This is a genomic window from Pseudomonas sp. 2024-210 (genome assembly GCF_045062345.1).
Taxonomy (GTDB): Bacteria; Pseudomonadota; Gammaproteobacteria; order Pseudomonadales; family Pseudomonadaceae; genus Aquipseudomonas.
Genome location: NZ_JBJGEJ010000005.1, coordinates 232568 through 250690, shown reverse-complemented (window position 1 = coordinate 250690; position 18123 = coordinate 232568). Strand labels below are relative to the sequence as shown.

Sequence of the window (18123 nt, the reverse complement as noted above, 5' to 3'; positions counted from 1 at the left end):
ATATAGAAGAGAATCCTTACCAGCTAAATCGTAACTGCCCGGCCGACTCGCCTCCGGTGACTGGCGCTTGCCCGTCGGCGGATACAACAGGCACTGGGTCAGCCGGCACTTCGCGCAACTGAGCCAGCCCCAGCTGGGAGCGCAATTGTTCGGTGCTGCCGTTTACCCGATAAACAGCGCGATCACCTTCAATACGCTGAAGTTGGCCGCCAAACGGTTCCAGCAAACGGCCCATTTGAGCATAGTGCTCAAGATTCATACCCTGAACTTGCAACGTCTGCTCGGTGGGTACGCCCGGTTTGACCGCGTAACGCGGCGCCAGACGCTGGCTCACCTGGAGCATGACGGCATCAGCCAGTGCGCCTTGATCTGCCGCCTCGGCACTGCCCTGTTCTTGCTGATCGCCCACCCATAAACGCCACTTGGCAGTCCACTTGCCATCGTCTTCGTGAGCGTGAACAGCCAGTAGTGCATCAGCCCCGTAGCGCTCGGAAGCCTCTTTCAGCGGTGCCGGGTTGCTGCCCTCAAGATTTTCCGCCGTGCCCACCAACTGCTCGCTCAAGTCCGCCAAGGGCAAGCGCAAGGGTAGGCCGCGATGCTGGGCCGCACGGCGCAACGGTTCGGCAGCTGACTGACCATCGCCCACCAGGCTTGAGCCCTCTACTGAATCGCTCAGCCACCAGCCAAGCAGCGCCGGACGATTGGTACCCCACAACGACAACCCGGCCTGACGCAAAGCACGATCGGTGCTCACGGGGTCAAAGTCGACTTGCAAGCTTTCGGGCGGGCCAGCGTCATATCCGTATTGGCTGATGATCTGTTGAGGGTCTTTGCGGACGGCTTCCAGAGCAGGGCTTTGCAGCGCCTTGGCATCCCCAGTCAATCGCAATACCAGTGTTTCCAAGGCTTTTTGCGTAGCCTGGGTGCGCTCCTCAGGTGTTTGACTGGTTACCGGCTCGCGCACTTGGTACAGCCCCGTAAGGATTTCAGCGTGACTGGCCAAACTGAAAAAAGACAAACAACCCACAGCGATAACTTGATGAAAACGCATGAAAAATTCCTGACGGCCATTAACACTATTGAAAAGCCGTATAAAAACACTCGATAAGGTGTCAGACAGGCCCGCGGCCGAATCATTCACTGACGCATCGTCGTTTTCATTCGGTCATAAAAAATCAAAACACTGCGGCTATACCTTATTACAAGCTTCCTGACACGGGTTAAAAAAGGTTTTTTTCGGCAGATATGACCCTGCCCGTCGGCCCGAGGATGGCCGCTGCCCTTCAAGCCTGATAAAATCGCGCGCCTTCGCAGACCGGCGACAGCCGGGCGCCCTGCCAGTGCTCTGTTTCATCTCTTGAGCCTGTGCAAGCCCGCCCTCTGAACTCGGTCGATACCCCCGAATCCCCCCTAAAGGCCTGGATTATGAGCAAGCAACCATCCCTGAGCTACAAAGACGCCGGTGTAGACATCGACGCCGGTGAAGCATTGGTCGAACGCATCAAGAGCGTGGCCAAGCGCACTGCACGCCCGGAAGTGATGGGCGGCCTCGGCGGTTTTGGCGCCCTCTGCGAAATCCCGGCTGGCTACAAGCAGCCTGTTCTGGTTTCGGGCACTGATGGCGTAGGCACCAAGCTGCGTCTGGCGCTGAACCTGAACAAACACGACAGCATCGGTATCGACCTGGTCGCCATGTGCGTTAACGACTTGATCGTTTGCGGCGCAGAGCCTCTGTTCTTCCTCGACTACTACGCCACTGGCAAGCTCAACGTAGAAACCGCTACCCAAGTGGTCACCGGGATCGGCGCTGGCTGTGAATTGTCCGGCTGCTCGCTGGTAGGCGGCGAAACCGCAGAGATGCCTGGCATGTACGAAGGCGAAGACTATGACCTGGCCGGTTTCTGCGTAGGCGTGGTCGAGAAATCCGAAATCATCGACGGCTCTAAAGTAGCAACCGGCGACGCCCTGCTCGCCTTGCCGTCTTCTGGCCCGCACTCCAACGGTTACTCGCTGATCCGCAAGATCATCGAAGTGTCGGGTGCCGACATCGAAAACATCCAGCTCGACGGCAAGCCACTGACCGACCTGCTGATGGCGCCAACCCGCATCTACGTCAAGCCGTTGCTTAAGCTGATCAAAGAAACCGGCGTTGTAAAAGCCATGGCTCACATCACCGGTGGTGGCCTGCTGGACAACATCCCGCGCGTTCTGCCAAAAGGCGCACAAGCCGTGGTTGACGTCGCCAGCTGGCAGCGCCCGGCTGTTTTCGACTGGTTGCAAGCGCAAGGCAATGTGGACGAACACGAAATGCACCGCGTGCTGAACTGCGGCGTGGGCATGGTCATCTGCGTGGCTCAGGCCGATGTTGAAACCGCGCTGAACGTACTGCGTGAAGCGGGCGAGCAGCCTTGGGTCATCGGCCATATCGCTACCGCCGCTGAAGGTGCTGCGCAAGTCGAGCTGCAAAACATCAAGGCGCACTAATGCCTGATACCTGTGATGTGGTGGTGCTGCTTTCCGGCACCGGCAGCAACTTGCAGGCCTTGATCGACAGCGATGACGTCAAGGGCAGCCCGGCCACTCTGCGCGCGGTGATTTCCAACCGCGCCGACGCCTACGGCCTGCAACGCGCCAAAGACGCGGGTATCTCTACTCGCGTACTGGATCACACGGCATTCGAGGGCCGCGAGGCCTTCGATGCTGCACTGATCGAAGTCATCGACACATTCAAACCGCACCTGGTGATTCTGGCCGGATTCATGCGCATCCTCAGCGCTGATTTCGTGCGTCACTACCAGGGGCGACTGCTCAACATCCACCCCTCGCTGCTGCCCAAGTACAAAGGGCTGCACACCCACCAGCGCGCGCTGGATGCCGGTGATCGCGAACACGGGTGCAGTGTGCACTTCGTCACCGAGGAACTCGATGGCGGACCTCTGGTCGTACAGGCAGTGATACCGGTCGAGTCTGACGACTCAGCCCACAGCCTGGCCCAACGGGTTCACGCACAGGAACACAGGATCTATCCTCTTGCAGTGCGCTGGTTTGCCGAAGGGCGTTTGTCACTTGACGAACAGGGCGCATTATTAGACGGTCAATTACTTGCGGCCAGCGGCCACTTGATACGAACCTAGGAGATATTATGCGTCGTGCCCTGCTCCTCGCCCTCAGCCTGCTGGCTATTCCAGCAGTGCAGGCGGCCGATCTTCAGCCCTTCACCGCCAGCTACACCGCCGACTGGAAACAGTTACCCATGAGCGGTTCTGCCGAGCGCAGCCTGACCAAAAACAGTGATGGCAACTGGACCTTGAACTTCAAGGCTTCCATGATGATTGCCAGCCTGACCGAAACCAGCACCTTCAAGGTTGAGAACAACAGCTTGCTGCCGTTGACGTATACCTTTGAGCGTGGCGGCTTGGGCAAGGCTAAAAAGGTCAATCTGGACTTTGACTGGGCCACCAAGATGGTGACCGGCACAGAGAACAAGGACCCGGTCAAACTGCCACTGATTTCCGGCATGCTCGACAAGTCCACCTATCAGTTGGCGTTGCAGCGTGATGTGGCCGCCGGCAAAAAAAGCATGAGCTACCAAGTGGTTGAAGGCGAGGACGTCGATACGTATGACTTCCGCGTTCTCGGCCCGGAAAAGGTCGAAACCAAAGCGGGCTCCATTGATGCGATCAAGGTCGAGCGTGTCCGCGACCCGACCAAGAACAAACGCACGACCGTGATGTGGTTTGCCCCTAAATGGGATTCGCTGCTGGTTCGTCTGCAACAGGTCGAAACTGACGGCAAGGAATACAACATCATGCTGCTGGACGGCACAGTGGGTGGTAAAGCCGTTAAAGGCGATTAATTGCCTGCCATGGTGTACACCTGAAAAACCTCGCTTCGGCGAGGTTTTTTTTCGCCCGAAGGCGTTCGCAACATGAAACTTTTGTCATAAAACTATTGCTTGAATCCGCAAACACCCCGCCAACCAAGGGCTGTAGCGATTCAGCGTTTTTGAGGAACATGACAGCCACGCCATTGGCTATTTACGTAGGAAGCTAACAGATTCTATAAAGAAGACCTGCGACGCCTTGCCGCAGGCCTTCATCAGAATTGGGAGCAAGCAGATGACTATCAAAGTAACTGAGCGCGACGATTCACGTATGTTCCACCAACTGGTTGCCCACGGTGTTCACCTGTGGGATGTGCATCAAGAAGACATATTGGTCGGTATGTTCCACCGCGAAAGCGACGCTCACAGCTACAAAGCCGAGCTGGAAAAGTTGGAAGCGCAGAAACGCCAGGCATGAATCACTGAAACTACTGTCTTGAAAAACACAAACCCCGCCGAAGCGGGGTTTGTCGTATCCGGACTCTATATGTTCGTGTAGCAGCTGGCGAAGGAACGAGGCTGCGTCCGGCGGCGTAGCCGTCGTAAAACCTGAAACCTCGGTATTTCAGTTAAGTCGCGGGTGTCAATTTTACGAGCGCTACGCACTCGGACGCAGCCTCGTTCCTTCGGCAGCTGCTACGGCGTTTGTCGTTGATATCAGAATTAGCCGGTTACCACATCAAGTCATCAGGAATCTGGTAGGCCGCGTACGGATCGTCTTCTTCCGGCGTTTTCGGCTCAACGAGGATGTTGAGCTGCACAATGCGACGCGGATCACGCTCCTGGATCTTCAGGGCCGCTTCACGGGGGATTACTTCGTAGCCGCCCTGGTGCTGCACGATGGCCAGCGAACCATTGGCCAGCTTGTTGCGCATCAAGGTGTTGACCGACAGGCGCTTAACCTTTTTGTCGTCCACAAAGTTGTAGTAGTCCTCGGTGTTCAGCTTGGGCAGACGCGAGACTTCGATCAACTGTTTGATCTGGGCCGCGCGGGCCTTTTGCTCAACCTTTTCCTGTTGCTGGCGGTTGAGTTCCTGATCGCGCTTAAGCTTCTCGGCCTTGGCTTCTGCCGCCAGACGCTGCTGGGTATCGTCCAGCTCGATCTGACCTTTGTGGGCCAGACGTTGCTGCTTTTGCTTTTCTTTACCGGCCTGTTTGGCCTGCTTTTCGTTGACCAGTCCGGCTTTGAGCAACTGGTCGCGTAGGGAAATGCTCATCTATCTACTCACTTAGGCAAGCTCAGCCGCAGCTGGGCAAATTCTTTTCCTGACGCTTGGCTTCACCCCAGAGGGCGTCCAGGTCTTCAAGGGTGCAATCTTCAATGGGACGCAGGGTATCGCGCAATGCCTGCTCGATAAACCGGAAACGTCGGTCAAATTTGGCATTTGCACCGCGCAAGGCGGTTTCGGGGTCAACCTTGAGGTGACGAGCAAGGTTCACCACTGAAAACAGCAAGTCGCCCACCTCGTCACTGATGGCCGACGAATCGTTGTCAGCCATCGCTTCGAGCACTTCATCCAGCTCTTCTCGCACCTTGTCCAGCACCGGCAAGGCGCCGGGCCAGTCGAAACCAACCTGAGCGGCGCGCTTTTGTAATTTGGCCGCACGGGACAAGGCCGGCAGCGCCACCGGCACATCGTCTAGCAAGGACAACTGTTCAGGGGCGGCGGATTTCTCGACGCGTTCTTCGGCCTTGATTTCATCCCAACGCTGTTTGACCTGTTCTTCACTCAAGCGCGGTACATCCACCGGCGCATACAAATCACCTGTTGGAAAGACGTGAGGATGACGGCGAATCAATTTGCGAGTAATGCTGTCAATGACCCCGGCAAACTCGAAACGCCCTTCTTCACGGGCCAGTTGACTGTAATAGACCACCTGAAACAGCAAATCCCCCAACTCTCCCTGCAAATGCTCGAAGTCACCCTGTTCGATCGCATCAGCGACCTCGTAGGCTTCTTCCAGGGTGTAAGGCACGAGGGTGGCGTAGGTTTGCTTGATATCCCACGGGCAGCCGTACTGAGGATCGCGCAGACGGGCCATCAAAAACAGCAAATCATCCAGGGTGTGCATTTCAGCTCCTTCAAGCTGTAAGTGGCAAGCTGCAAGCTGCAAGAAAAAAAGCCAACCGCGCTCTGTTTCTAACTTGCAGCTTGGCGCTTGCAGCTAAACCGCTCCACGTTAACGTGGCTCACTACGCCCTATCCGGCGGGTTTCGATGATGTTTGGCAGTTGCGAAATACGCCCCAGCAAACGTCCCAATGCATCCAGCCCCGGGATCTCGATGGTCAGGGACATCAATGCGGTGTTGTCCTCTTTGTTCGAACGGGTGTTGACCGCCAATACGTTGATCCGCTCATTAAGCAGCACTTGCGACACGTCTCGCAGCAACCCCGAACGGTCATAAGCGCGGATTTCGATATCGACCGGATAGGTCGACACTGGGATCGGCCCCCAGTTGACCTGGATGATCCGTTCCGGCTCACGACTGCCCAGTTGCAGCACCGAGGCGCAATCCTGACGGTGAATGCTAACGCCACGCCCCTGAGTGATATAACCGACAATCGCATCGCCAGGCAGCGGCTGACAGCACCCGGCCATTTGCGTCAGCAAGTTGCCCACACCCTCGATCTGAATATCGCCACGCTTGCCCGGCTTGTAGCCTGTGGCTTTACGCGGGATCAGCTCCATCTGCTCGCTGCCGCGTTCAGGCTCGACCAGTTGCTGAGCCAGATTGATCAGCTGTGCCAAGCGCAGATCGCCGGCTCCGAGCGCAGCGTACATGTCCTCGGCGGTTTTCATGTTCGCTTTGTCGGCGAGCTTTTCGTAATCCACGCCCGGCAAGCCCAAACGCCCCAGCTCGCGCTCCAGCAAGGTCTTACCGGCGGCAACGTTCTGATCACGCGCTTGCAACTTGTACCAGTGAACAATCTTGGCCCGCGCCCGCGACGTGGTGATGTAACCCAGGTTCGGGTTCAACCAGTCGCGGCTCGGTGTGCCGTGTTTGCTGGTGATGATCTCGACTTGCTCGCCGGTTTGCAGGGTGTAGTTGAGCGGGACAATTCGCCCGTTGATCTTGGCACCACGGCAGTTATGGCCGATTTCGGTGTGCACCCGGTAGGCGAAATCCAGCGGTGTCGCGCCCTTCGGCAGGTCAATGGCGTGCCCGTCAGGGGTGAAGATATAGACCCGATCAGGCTCTATATCGACCCGCAGTTGTTCGGCCAAACCACCGATATCGCCCAGCTCTTCGTGCCACTCCAGCACCTGACGCAACCAGGATATTTTCTCTTCGTACTGGTTGGACCCGGCCTTGACGTCGGTGCCCTTGTAGCGCCAGTGCGCGCACACGCCCAGCTCAGCTTCTTCATGCATGGCGTGGGTTCGAATCTGAACCTCCAGCACTTTGCCTTCAGGCCCGATGACCGCGGTGTGCAACGAGCGGTAACCGTTCTCTTTAGGGTTGGCGATATAGTCATCGAACTCTTTGGGAATGTGCCGCCACAGGGTGTGGACGATCCCCAGCGCGGTATAGCAATCGCGCATTTCCGGAACCAGCACCCGCACCGCACGCACGTCGTAGATCTGGCTGAAGGCCAGGCCTTTGCGTTGCATTTTTCGCCAAATGGAATAGATGTGCTTGGCCCGGCCGCTGATGTCGGCGTCCGTCACGCCAGTGGCTTCCAGCTCGGTACGCAGCTGGTTCATCACGTCACTGATGAAGCGCTCGCGGTCAAGGCGGCGCTCATGCAGCAAGGTGGCAATCTGTTTGTACTGTTCAGGCTCAAGGTAGCGGAAGGACAAGTCCTCCAGCTCCCACTTGATATGGCCGATGCCTAAACGGTGCGCCAGCGGCGCATAGATATCGAATACCTCGCGGGCCACGCGATTGCGCTTCTCGTCGGGGGCATTTTTAACGGCACGAATCGCGCAGGTGCGCTCAGCGAGTTTGATCAGTGCTACGCGCACGTCATCAACCATCGCCACCAGCATCTTGCGCAGGTTTTCAACCTGGCCCTGAGAGCCCAATACCATCGATTGACGTGGACTGAGGCTGGCGCTGATGGCCGCCATACGCAACACGCCGTCAATCAACTTGGTCACCACCGGACCAAAACGTTGGCTCACTGCCGGGAGCTGAATCTGCCCCTCGCGCACGCCGCGGTACAGAATCGCCGCGACCAGAGAATCCTGATCCAGCTTGAGATCAGCGAGAATTTCCGCAATTTCCAACCCGGTACGAAAGCTGGACGTGCCCTCGGTCCACAGGTTTTTAGCTGCATTGGCTTGTTGTTCAGCCTCACGTGCGTATTCGCACGCTTGTTTCAAGGCTTCACGGTCCAGCGCCACATCGACACTCACCGCATGATCCAGCCATGCCTCGAGGTTGATACTGCCGTCGGTGTTGATCGGCTGGTGTGCTCTGACCTGTACCATCTTGCTTACCTTCCCTACAGCGCACGATCAGTGCGCCGAAATCACCGGCCCAAATCCCAACCGCACGCTACAGGGCCAGTAGCGCGGGTTGCGGGCCCGTCGAAATAGACAGACATCCTAGTCTGCTTCAAATAACGCCATCGCCTCGACATGCGCGGTTTGCGGGAACATATCGAGGATTGCGGCACGTTTTAACCGATAACCCTGTTTCATCAACTCAACGGTGTCGCGTGCCAGCGTGGCCGGATTACACGACACATACACCAAACGTTTGGCGCCCAGGCTGGCCAGCTTGCGCACCACTTCATAGGCGCCATCGCGAGGCGGATCCAGCAAGACGGCAGCAAAGCCCTCTCTGGCCCACGCTGCGTTCTCCAGCGGCTGCGACAAGTCAGCTTGATAAAACGCCACATTATGCAGGTTATTGCTCACTGCATTCTGCGCGGCGCGTTCGACCATGGTCGCAACGCCTTCAACCGCGACGACTTCGCGAGCCTGTCGCGCCAACGGCAATGCGAAATTACCCAGCCCACAAAACAAGTCAAGAACCCGCTCGTCGGCTTGCGGTGCCAGCCACTCCAGTGCCTGAGCCACCATGGCTTCGTTAACGCCTGCATTGACCTGTACAAAGTCGCCGGGACGGTACGCCAGTTCCAATCCCCACTGCTCTAAACGGTAGCCCAACCCCTGACGCTCATCGAGCGGCTGCGGCTGATCTTCGCCATGCAGCCACAATTGGGCGTTATGGGTCTGACAAAAAGACTGCAACACGCTCATGTCTGCTTCGTTAAGCGGCGCCATATGGCGCAATAAAACAGCGATGGCCGAGCCACTGAACAATTCGACATGGCCCAGGGCCTTCGGGTTGCTCAGTTGGCGCAACATCGCGGGCAACCCACTCATGATAGGTTGCAAAGCCTGTACCAGCACTAAACAGTGATCGATTGCGACGATGTCCTGACTGCCCGCCGCCCGGAAACCAACGTCCAGACGCTTGGCCCGCGCATCCCAACGCACGGCAATTCGCGCCCGGCGGCGATAGCCAAACTCAGGCCCGGTCAGTGCTGGCGCCCACTCTTGAGGTTCGACCCCGGCCACGCGGGACAGTTGTTCGGCGAGCATGCGCTGTTTAAGTGCAAGCTGCTCGCTGTGGGGCATGTGCTGCACGCTGCAACCGCCGCACTTTCCAGCCAGCACGCAAGGCGCGACGCGACGCGTCTCGCTGGCCTTGAACACACGCTCGGTACGGGCTTCAACCACTTTGCCATGTGCACCCAGCACCCGCGCTTCGACGTCTTCACCGGCCAATGCACCGGATACAAACCAGGTGCGACCCTCGACAAACGCAATACCGCGTCCATCGTTGGCCAGACGTTCGATGCTTAAACGCTGTTTCTTGCCCACAGGCACTTGTGGGGCCTTGGTGCCGCCAGCGGGCTGGAAGCGCAGACCCCTTTCTTGCTTAGCCATCAGTTAGTCGGCTCATCGTAGATTCCGGTCGACAGGTAACGGTCGCCGCGGTCGCAAATGATTGCGACCAGTACTGCATGTTCGACTTCTTGTGACAGGCGCAGCATTGCTGCCACCGCCCCACCCGAAGAGACGCCACAGAAAATGCCTTCTTCACGGGCCAGACGACGCATCACGTCCTCGGCTTCGCGCTGGGCCATGTCAACGATGCGGTCAACCCGGCTGGACTGATAGATCTTTGGCAGGTACTCAGTGGGCCAGCGGCGAATGCCCGGGATGGCGGCGCCTTCCATCGGCTGCAAACCGACGATCTGCACATTCGGGTTTTGCTCTTTGAGGTAGCGCGAAACACCCATGATGGTGCCCGTGGTACCCATAGAGCTGACGAAGTGAGTGATCGTGCCTTCGGTCTGGCGCCAGATTTCCGGGCCGGTGCTGGTGTAGTGCGCCTCGGGATTGTCGCCGTTGGCGAACTGATCAAGCACTTTGCCGCGGCCTTCGGCCTGCATCCTGTCGGCCAGATCGCGGGCGCCTTCCATGCCCTCTTCCTGACTGACCAAAATCAGCTCGGCGCCATAAGCGGTCATGGCGGCCTTGCGCTCGGCGCTGGAGTTGTCGGGCATGATAAGGATCATCTTGTAGCCCTTGATGGCCGCAGCCATCGCCAGCGCGATCCCGGTATTACCCGAGGTGGCTTCGATCAGGGTGTCGCCCGCCTGGATCTGGCCACGCGCTTCGGCGCGGATGATCATCGACAGGGCCGGACGATCCTTGACCGAGCCCGCAGGGTTGTTCCCTTCGAGCTTGAGCAACAAAGTATTGGTGGTATCTCCTGCCAGGCGCTGCAAGCGCACCAGCGGAGTGTTGCCGACGCAATCGGCGATAGTGGGGTACTGCAATGTCATGGCGTATTCGCAATCCAGACTGCGGGGGCGCACATCATACCGACAAACGCCGATAGCCCATATCACGCAAAGTGCGGTGCTTATGGTCAAAGGCTATAAGCAAACCCTCACCCTAGCCCTCTCCCTAAGGGAGAGGGGACAGACAGCAGTGTCTGACGAGCGTCTCAAACCAGAACCTTAGCGGCGATTATGGATTGAACAACATTTTCAGAAATCACCCCAATCAGTCCCCTCTCCCTCTGGGAGAGGGGACAGACAGCAGTGTCTGACGAGCGTCTCAAACCAGAACCTTAGCGGCGATTATGGATTGAACAACATTTTCAGAAATCACCCCAATCAGTCCCCTCTCCCTCTGGGAGAGGGTTAGGGTGAGGGCTTTTACACACGCGCAGGCAAGCGCAGGTGTACACGCAGCCCCTGACCGACATTTTCGGCCCATAAACTGCCGCCCTGCAGGCGCAATGCGTTACGCGCAATACTCAGCCCCAGACCAAAACCGCCATCCCCCGGACGCGAACCATCCAGCCGGATAAACGGTGCAAAAATCCGCTCCAGCTCTTCAGGCGCCACACCGCCGCCTTGATCATCAATCCACAAATGCCAATGATCACCTTCCCGCTGCCCGCTCAAACTGACCGTACCGTCAGGCGGCGAATGACGAATGGCATTGCGCAGGATGTTCTCCATTGCCTGCGCCAAGCTATTAAGGTGCCCCTGCACCCAGCAGTCAGCCCCCACAAAGCAGGGCAATCTGGATGAAGGCCAAGCACTCTCAAACCGAGCATTTTCAGTCAGTATTTCCCATAGCGCCTGCACCTGAATGTCTTCGACCGGCAACATTGCGCGCTCTGCGTCCAGCCAGGCCAGTTGCAAGGTATCATCCACCAGCCGCTGCATACCGTCCACTTCACGGCTCAAGCGCTCACGGAGCGCGTCAACACTCTGCTCGCTGTCGCAGGCCACGCGCAATCGACTCAGGGGCGTACGCAATTCGTGAGACAAGTCGCGCAGCAGTTGCTGCTGTTGGCTAACCGTAGTTTGCAAGCGTTCGGACATCTGATCGAACGCGCGCCCCAGCTCGCCCAATTCATCCTGACGACTGGTGGTCTGGCTCGACAGGCGCGTGTGCAACTGATCCGCACGCCAGGCATTGGCCTGTGCCCGCAGTTGATTGAGTGGCACGATCAGAACACGGTACAGGCCCACGCACAGCAATAAGGTCAGCAAGCCCGGTATCAAGCCGTTCGTCACCACCCGCCAAATCCGCTGTGAATACCCCGGCATAAAACGTCGGGGCAGCTCGATGATCAGACTCCCCGCGGCGCGATCATCGGGAAACGGTATTTTCATCCATGGCCGGGTCGACTTGAGGTGGCTGATGGGCCAGTTCAGGCCGCGTAAAAAGGTCAGGTGCTGGCTTTCTGACTCACTCAGAGGGTAGCTGCTCAACGACTGCAGTCCCGGGCCGACCACGCCGATCCAGCCCGGTTCTTTGGGCCCCATTGTATAGATCCAGTGATCGACGCCGGCTTGCTGGCCCGTCTTCCAGGCATGCTCGGCCTCCCCCGCGTAACGCAGCAAGGTATCGCGTGCCTGTTCGGTCAAATAAGTAGTGCGCTTGTCCATATAGCGCCCCCATGACCAACTGAGCCAGATCATCAGCAAACAAAAGGCAACCAACAAACACGCCAGTTTCCAGAACACTGAATGTTTACCAGGGAGCTTAAAACCCATCACTGGCACTCAATACATACCCCCTGCCCCACACCGTGCGCACTTCGCGCGCGTGGTAGCCCATGAGTTTGAGTTTTCGGCGGATTTGGCTGATATGCATGTCCAGGCTGCGATCGTGGGCCGCGTAACCGCGTTGCAGCACCTGCTGATAAAGAAACGCCTTGCTCAGCACTTCATCGAGGTTGCGTTGCAAGGTATCCAGGAGGCGGTATTCACTGCGGGTCAGCCCTGCCCATTTTTCACCAAAACTCACGTCTGACCTGATTTCGTCGAACAGCAGCTCATTATCGCTGGTTATAGGCTGCACCGCTGGCGTCTGCCGGGGCATGCGATCAAGAGCAACACGACGCAGAATGGCCTGAATTCGTACACGCAACTCGGCAATGCTGAACGGTTTGGGCAAATAGTCGTCGGCGCCGAGTTGGAAGCCGCTGATGCGATCGGCTTCGGCCCCCAGCGCAGACATTAAAATCACCGGCAGGCTGTGGGTCTGTCGCAATTGCGTAAGCACCTGCAAACCGTTCATGCCCGGCAGCAGAATATCCATCAACACCACATCAAATTGCCCTTGGCGGGCATGCGCCAACCCGTCTTTGCCGTTCTGGCACCACACCACGTCGAACCCGCAACGCACCAATTGCTCATGCAGATAGGCGCCTAAAACGGGGTCGTCTTCAATGGCCAGAAGCCGGGAGGGAGTTACATTTACGGGATTCATTTGCGTCTGCAAGTCATTCTCAATCGTCGATTATTCAAGATTGAGCCATTGCGAGCAACCGCCATGCTGATCAAAGGCTGATTGAGGTCACACACCTGCACGTAATAGTAAGTTTTCGAAGATTTGCCCTGTCGCAAATGGCTACACTGCGGGCGAACCTGCGCGGGATGCTCAGGAAACGCTTAAAAAGAATGTCGGGCTGGAGAAATGCGTGCTTAAAAACCTGGGTATCAAAGGCCGTGTGTTGTTGCTCACGCTAGTGCCCGTCTCCTTGATGGCTATGGTGCTGGGAGGCTACTTCACATGGTTGCAGCAGTCGGAACTGGAATCCCAACTGCGCCAACGCGGTGAGATGATCGCCGAACAACTTGCGCCTTTGGTAGCGCCGGCAATGGGCCGCAACGACACGGCATTACTGAACCGAATCGCGACTGAAGCCCTGGAGCAACCCGATGTTCGGGCGGTGGCGTTTCTGAGTGCCAATCATCAACCCCTTGTTCATGCTGGCCCGAGCATGCTCAACCCTCCGCCCTTGGGCAACAGCACCCAGTTGCTGCAACGCTCGGACGTTGATGCCACTCGCTATTTACTGCCCGTATTTGGCCGCCATCGCAACCTCGCAGGTGACGTAATCCCCAACGAGGCTCATCGTTTACTGGGCTGGGTCGAGCTTGAACTGTCACACAACAATATGTTGCTGCGCGGTTATCGCAGCCTGTTTGCCAGTTTGTTGCTCATCGGCGCGGGGCTCGTGTTTACCACCTTGCTGGCGTTGCGCATGAGCCGCACCATCAATGACCCGCTGGACCGTATCAAACAAGCCGTGGCCCAACTCAAGGACGGTCAGTTACACACCCGCTTGCCGCCGCTGGGCAGCCATGAACTGGATGAGTTGGCCTCGGGTATCAATCGCATGGCTGAAACCCTGCAAAATGCTCAGGAAGAACTGCAACACAGTGTCGATCAAGCCACTGAAGATGTGCGTCAGAACCTTGAAACCATTGAAATCCAGAACTTGGAGCTCGACCTCGCCCGCAAGGAAGCGCTGGAGGCAAGCCGCATCAAATCTGAATTTTTGGCCAATATGAGCCATGAAATTCGAACCCCGCTCAATGGCATTCTGGGTTTTACCCATCTGCTGCAAAAAAGCGAACTGACGCCCCGCCAGTTCGACTATTTAGGCACAATCGAAAAGTCGGCCGACAACCTGCTCGGTATCATTAACGAGATTCTCGACTTCTCGAAGATCGAGGCCGGCAAACTGGTGCTCGACACCATCCCGTTCAACCTGCGTGACTTGTTACAAGACACCCTGACAATCCTGGCCCCGGCGGCCCATGAAAAAAATCTTGAGCTGGTGAGTCTGGTCTACCGTGATACACCGCTGTCTTTGATCGGCGATCCGTTGCGGCTCAAGCAAATCCTCACCAACCTGGTCAACAATGCCGTCAAATTCACCCGTGAGGGCACCATTGCAGTACGGGCCATGCTCGAAGACGAAGATGACAACACGCCCGAAGGCTTCGTCCAGTTGCGTATCAGTGTGCAGGACACCGGCATCGGCCTGACCAGCCAAGACGTGAGGACGCTGTTCCAGGCCTTTAGCCAGGCCGACAACTCACTGTCTCGCCAACCCGGCGGCACTGGCCTGGGGTTGGTTATTTCCAAGCGCCTGGTTGAGCAGATGGGCGGCGAAATCGGGGTAGAGAGCACCCCCGGTGAAGGCTCGGTGTTCTGGATCAGCGTCAAACTGCCCAAAGCCCGCGATGATGCCGAAGACTTGCCCGGTGCGCCGCTGCTGGGCCGACGTGTGGCCGTGCTGGAAAAACACGACCTGGCGCGTCAGGCCTTGCAACATCAACTGGAAGATTGCGGGTTGGAAGTAACGCCCTTTACCAGCCTCGAAAACCTCACCAACTGTGTGACGAGCGCCCACCAGACCGCACTCGCTATCCATTTGGTGGTGCTGGGTGTCACGGCCCACGAAATGCCGCCCGAACGCCTTAATCAGCACATATGGGATCTTGAGCACCTTGACTGTAAAGTCCTGGTGCTGTGCCCGACGACCGAGCAAGCCCTGTTCAATGCATCGGTCCCAAACCCTCACAGCCAATTGCAGGCCAAGCCCGCTTGCACCCGAAAATTGCGTCGGGCACTGGCTGACTTGATCAACCCGCAGCAAGTGCGCCAAGAACCAGGCGAGCCGATGGCCAGTCGCGCACCGCGGATTTTGTGCGTAGATGACAACCCGGCCAACCTGTTGCTGGTGCAAACCCTGCTGGAAGACATGGGCGCTCAAGTGATTGCTGTAGACAGCGGGTACACCGCCGTTAAAACGGTCAAGTCCCACGATTTTGATCTGGTTCTGATGGACGTCCAAATGCCCGGTATGGACGGACGTGAAACCACTGAAGTCATACGCCAGTGGGAAACCGAACAACATTTGACGCCGCTGCCGATTGTTGCGCTGACCGCTCACGCGATGGCCAATGAAAAACGCGCCCTGCTCCATAGCGGCATGGATGACTACTTGACCAAGCCCATCAGTGAGCGGCAGTTGGCTCAAGTGGTGTTGAAGTGGACGGGTTTGGCCCTGCGCAATCAAGTGATCGACAACACCCATGAACCGATCCAGCCCGGCAGCCAACTGGCGGTACTTGACCATGAAGAAGGGTTGCGCCTGGCGGCAGGCAAGCCCGATCTGGCCATCGACATGCTGGCCATGCTGCTGGCTTCACTGGAAGCGGACCGTGAAGCCATCCAGCAATCGCGTCAGGCCAACGACAACAATGCACTGATTGAACGCGTTCACCGCTTGCACGGTGCGACACGCTACTGCGGTGTTCCGCAATTGCGTGCCGCGTGTCAGCGCAGCGAAACGCTGCTCAAACAAGGAAGCGCACACGCCAGCACCGCCCTGGATGAACTGGATCAAGCCATGACCCGCTTGGCTGAAGAGGCGCGCGGCACCCCGTAAAACGCGTGCCATTCACTACAATGATCCGGCGGCACCCAACGCCCACTCTCAAGGAAGACCCATGCGCACGATTCTTTTCAGTTGCCAGACCTATGACCGCGACAGTTTTAGCGCTGCCCAACAGCCAGACGGTATCGAGTTGCACTATCAGCCTGCGCGCCTGAGTCTCGAAACAGCCGCCATTGCCCATAATTACGACGTGGTCTGTGCGTTCATCAATGACGATTTAAGTGCCCCGGTGCTGGAGCGACTGGCCGCTGGCGGTACACGGTTGATCGCCTTGCGCTCGGCCGGTTTCAATCACATCGACTTGCCCGCTGCCAAGCGCTTGGGCTTGAGCGTGGTGCGCGTGCCTGCGTACTCACCCCACGCCGTGGCTGAACATGCCGTGGCCTTGATTTTGGCTCTTAACCGCCATCTGCACCGCGCCTACAACCGTACCCGCGACGGCGACTTCACGCTGCACGGCCTGACCGGCTTTGACCTGGTGGGCAAGACCGTTGGCGTGGTCGGTACTGGCCAGATCGGCGCCACGTTTGCCAAAATCATGGCAGGATTCGGCTGCAAATTGCTGTGCTTTAACCCGTATTCGAATCCTGAACTGCAGGCTTTGGGCGCGCACTACGTGAGCTTGCCCGAGCTGTTGGCCGGTTCGCACATCATCAGCCTTCATTGCCCACTGACTGCCAATAACAAACACCTGATCAACAGCCAGTCGCTGGCCACCCTCAAACAGGGTGCCATGCTGATCAACACAGGACGCGGCGCGCTGGTCGAGACACCGGCGCTGATTGAGGCCCTTAAAACTGGCCAATTGGGTTATCTGGGGCTGGACGTCTATGAAGAAGAAGCCCAGATCTTCTTCGAAGACCGCTCAGACCTGCCTTTGCAAGACGACGTGCTGGCCCGCTTGCTGACCTTCCCCAATGTCATCATTACCGCCCATCAGGCCTTTCTGACGCGCGAGGCATTGAGCGCGATTGCCTGCACCACGCTGGACAATATTGCGGCCTGGAAAAGCGGAACCCCTCAAAACCTGATCGAAGGTTGAAAGGCCAGCACTCAGGCGCGTGATAGCATAGCGGCCTATTTGGAGGACCCATGGTCGAACACGATTTCCGCTTCAGCCTGCTGAACCCGCAGCACACCCTTATTGAATGCCGCGCGTTGGCGCCGGGTCTGTATCAAGTCACCGGCAACGGGGGTTCGATTCAATCGGGCGACGTGCTGATTGTGACGCTTAAAGGCAGCAAGGATTTGTCCATGCGCTTGAGTGTCGACAAAGTACGCCACCTGATCAACCCGCGCGGTCAGTGGGTTGCCGTGACCAAGGGGCCGGCTTTCGGCGAATTGGCCATTCATCAGTGGCAGGTTAACTGCGACGCCTGTGCCAAAGAACTGAAGTTCGAGTTCGCCGTCGATGCAAAGCTGGGCGTCAAAGCGCAAAAGCCTGCGGCCAGTGCGCGAATCGCCGAATTGGGCTGGAGCACTGAAGGTAGCAAGCACCTGTGCCCACACTGCCAAAAGGCCGCGCAATGAAACACCTGATCCTGATGGCTGCGCTGGGCGCAAGCTTGGTGGGGTGTGCAGGCGACCCGGTGCAGCTGCAACACAACCACACTTACGTGGTGGAATGGATTGGCGAACGCCCGTTGATTGATAACAGCCACCTGACCGTGACGTTTGACGAGGGTGGACGAGCCTATGGCAGCGGTGGCTGCAATCATTGGTTCGCGCCCTACACGCTGGACGGTGACACGCTGTCCTTTGGCGGTGTGGGCAGCACGCGCAAGGCCTGCGCACCCGCGCTGATGGAACAGGAGCATCGCTTTTTCGAAGCCTTGCAAACCGTTCAGCGCTGGGATATTTCGCCTATCGAGCAAGTGCGGTTCTGGCCGGCTGAAGGCAAGCCGTTGCGGCTGTGGCCTGAATAGAAGCCCCCCTCACCCTAACCCTCTCCCAAAGGGAGAGGGGACCAAAGTCAAACGCAGATCAGAGC

Annotated in this window: 16 protein-coding genes; 8 read left to right on the top strand and 8 right to left on the bottom strand. The window is 57.7% G+C overall.

Annotated elements, in window-relative coordinates:
- Positions 1-16: 16 nt before the first annotated feature.
- On the bottom strand, positions 17-1051 hold the full coding sequence (locus tag ACI7MX_RS10075; protein ID WP_405587087.1) for a DUF2066 domain-containing protein: 1035 nt from the start codon (positions 1049-1051) through the stop codon (positions 17-19).
- Positions 1052-1425: 374 nt separating this feature from the next.
- Between ACI7MX_RS10075 and purM the strand changes: the two genes are divergently transcribed.
- From purM to ACI7MX_RS10055, 4 genes are all read left to right on the top strand, one after another.
- Positions 1426-2484: a phosphoribosylformylglycinamidine cyclo-ligase gene (gene purM / locus ACI7MX_RS10070; RefSeq protein ID WP_405587090.1), complete on the top strand. Its 1059-nt coding sequence runs from the start codon at positions 1426-1428 to the stop codon at positions 2482-2484.
- Entirely contained in the window at positions 2484-3134 is a 651-nt protein-coding gene (gene purN / locus ACI7MX_RS10065) for a phosphoribosylglycinamide formyltransferase (protein ID WP_405587093.1), read from the top strand. The genes purM and purN overlap by 1 nt, the downstream gene beginning before the upstream one ends.
- Before the next feature lie 8 nt (positions 3135-3142).
- On the top strand, positions 3143-3856 hold the full coding sequence (locus tag ACI7MX_RS10060; protein WP_314486175.1) for a DUF3108 domain-containing protein: 714 nt from the start codon (positions 3143-3145) through the stop codon (positions 3854-3856).
- 262 nt (positions 3857-4118) lie between these two features.
- Positions 4119-4301, top strand: a complete 183-nt coding sequence (locus ACI7MX_RS10055; protein ID WP_016779856.1) for a hypothetical protein — start codon at positions 4119-4121, stop codon at positions 4299-4301.
- Positions 4302-4554: 253 nt separating this feature from the next.
- Here ACI7MX_RS10055 and ACI7MX_RS10050 read toward each other — a convergent pair whose 3' ends face one another.
- The 7 genes from ACI7MX_RS10050 to ACI7MX_RS10020 form a co-directional block, all read right to left on the bottom strand.
- Positions 4555-5100 (bottom strand): DUF2058 domain-containing protein, encoded by a 546-nt coding sequence (locus ACI7MX_RS10050; RefSeq protein ID WP_153376920.1) that lies wholly within the window; start codon positions 5098-5100, stop codon positions 4555-4557.
- A gap of 22 nt (positions 5101-5122) precedes the next feature.
- Positions 5123-5956: a nucleoside triphosphate pyrophosphohydrolase gene (mazG, locus tag ACI7MX_RS10045; protein WP_405587099.1), complete on the bottom strand. Its 834-nt coding sequence runs from the start codon at positions 5954-5956 to the stop codon at positions 5123-5125.
- Between the two features lie 108 nt (positions 5957-6064).
- Positions 6065-8320, bottom strand: a complete 2256-nt coding sequence (relA, locus tag ACI7MX_RS10040) for a GTP diphosphokinase (protein ID WP_405587102.1) — start codon at positions 8318-8320, stop codon at positions 6065-6067.
- 117 nt (positions 8321-8437) lie between these two features.
- Positions 8438-9790, bottom strand: a complete 1353-nt coding sequence (gene rlmD, locus ACI7MX_RS10035) for a 23S rRNA (uracil(1939)-C(5))-methyltransferase RlmD (RefSeq protein ID WP_405587105.1) — start codon at positions 9788-9790, stop codon at positions 8438-8440.
- Complete coding sequence (gene cysM / locus ACI7MX_RS10030) at positions 9790-10695, bottom strand: cysteine synthase CysM (RefSeq protein WP_405587108.1); 906 nt, start codon at positions 10693-10695, stop codon at positions 9790-9792. The genes rlmD and cysM overlap by 1 nt, the downstream gene beginning before the upstream one ends.
- Before the next feature lie 378 nt (positions 10696-11073).
- Positions 11074-12429 (bottom strand): histidine kinase sensor domain-containing protein, encoded by a 1356-nt coding sequence (locus ACI7MX_RS10025; RefSeq protein WP_405587111.1) that lies wholly within the window; start codon positions 12427-12429, stop codon positions 11074-11076.
- Positions 12419-13147, bottom strand: a complete 729-nt coding sequence (locus tag ACI7MX_RS10020) for a response regulator transcription factor (RefSeq protein WP_405587114.1) — start codon at positions 13145-13147, stop codon at positions 12419-12421. Before ACI7MX_RS10020 ends, ACI7MX_RS10025 begins: the two co-directional genes overlap by 11 nt.
- A gap of 211 nt (positions 13148-13358) precedes the next feature.
- On the opposite strand from ACI7MX_RS10020, the gene ACI7MX_RS10015 reads away from it, so the two are divergent.
- The 4 genes from ACI7MX_RS10015 (at position 13359) to ACI7MX_RS10000 (ending at position 18058) form a co-directional block, all read left to right on the top strand.
- On the top strand, positions 13359-16124 hold the full coding sequence (locus ACI7MX_RS10015) for a response regulator (protein WP_314486160.1): 2766 nt from the start codon (positions 13359-13361) through the stop codon (positions 16122-16124).
- 61 nt (positions 16125-16185) lie between these two features.
- The gene (locus ACI7MX_RS10010; protein WP_405587117.1) at positions 16186-17175 is read left to right on the top strand and encodes a 2-hydroxyacid dehydrogenase; all 990 of its coding nucleotides are present in this window, start codon (positions 16186-16188) and stop codon (positions 17173-17175) included.
- Between the two features lie 50 nt (positions 17176-17225).
- Positions 17226-17663 carry a hypothetical protein gene (locus ACI7MX_RS10005; RefSeq protein WP_314486156.1) on the top strand — a complete coding sequence of 146 codons (438 nt, stop codon included), beginning with the start codon at positions 17226-17228 and terminating at the stop codon, positions 17661-17663.
- Positions 17660-18058: an META domain-containing protein gene (locus ACI7MX_RS10000; RefSeq protein WP_314486153.1), complete on the top strand. Its 399-nt coding sequence runs from the start codon at positions 17660-17662 to the stop codon at positions 18056-18058. The genes ACI7MX_RS10005 and ACI7MX_RS10000 overlap by 4 nt, the downstream gene beginning before the upstream one ends.
- Positions 18059-18123 lie beyond the last annotated feature (65 nt).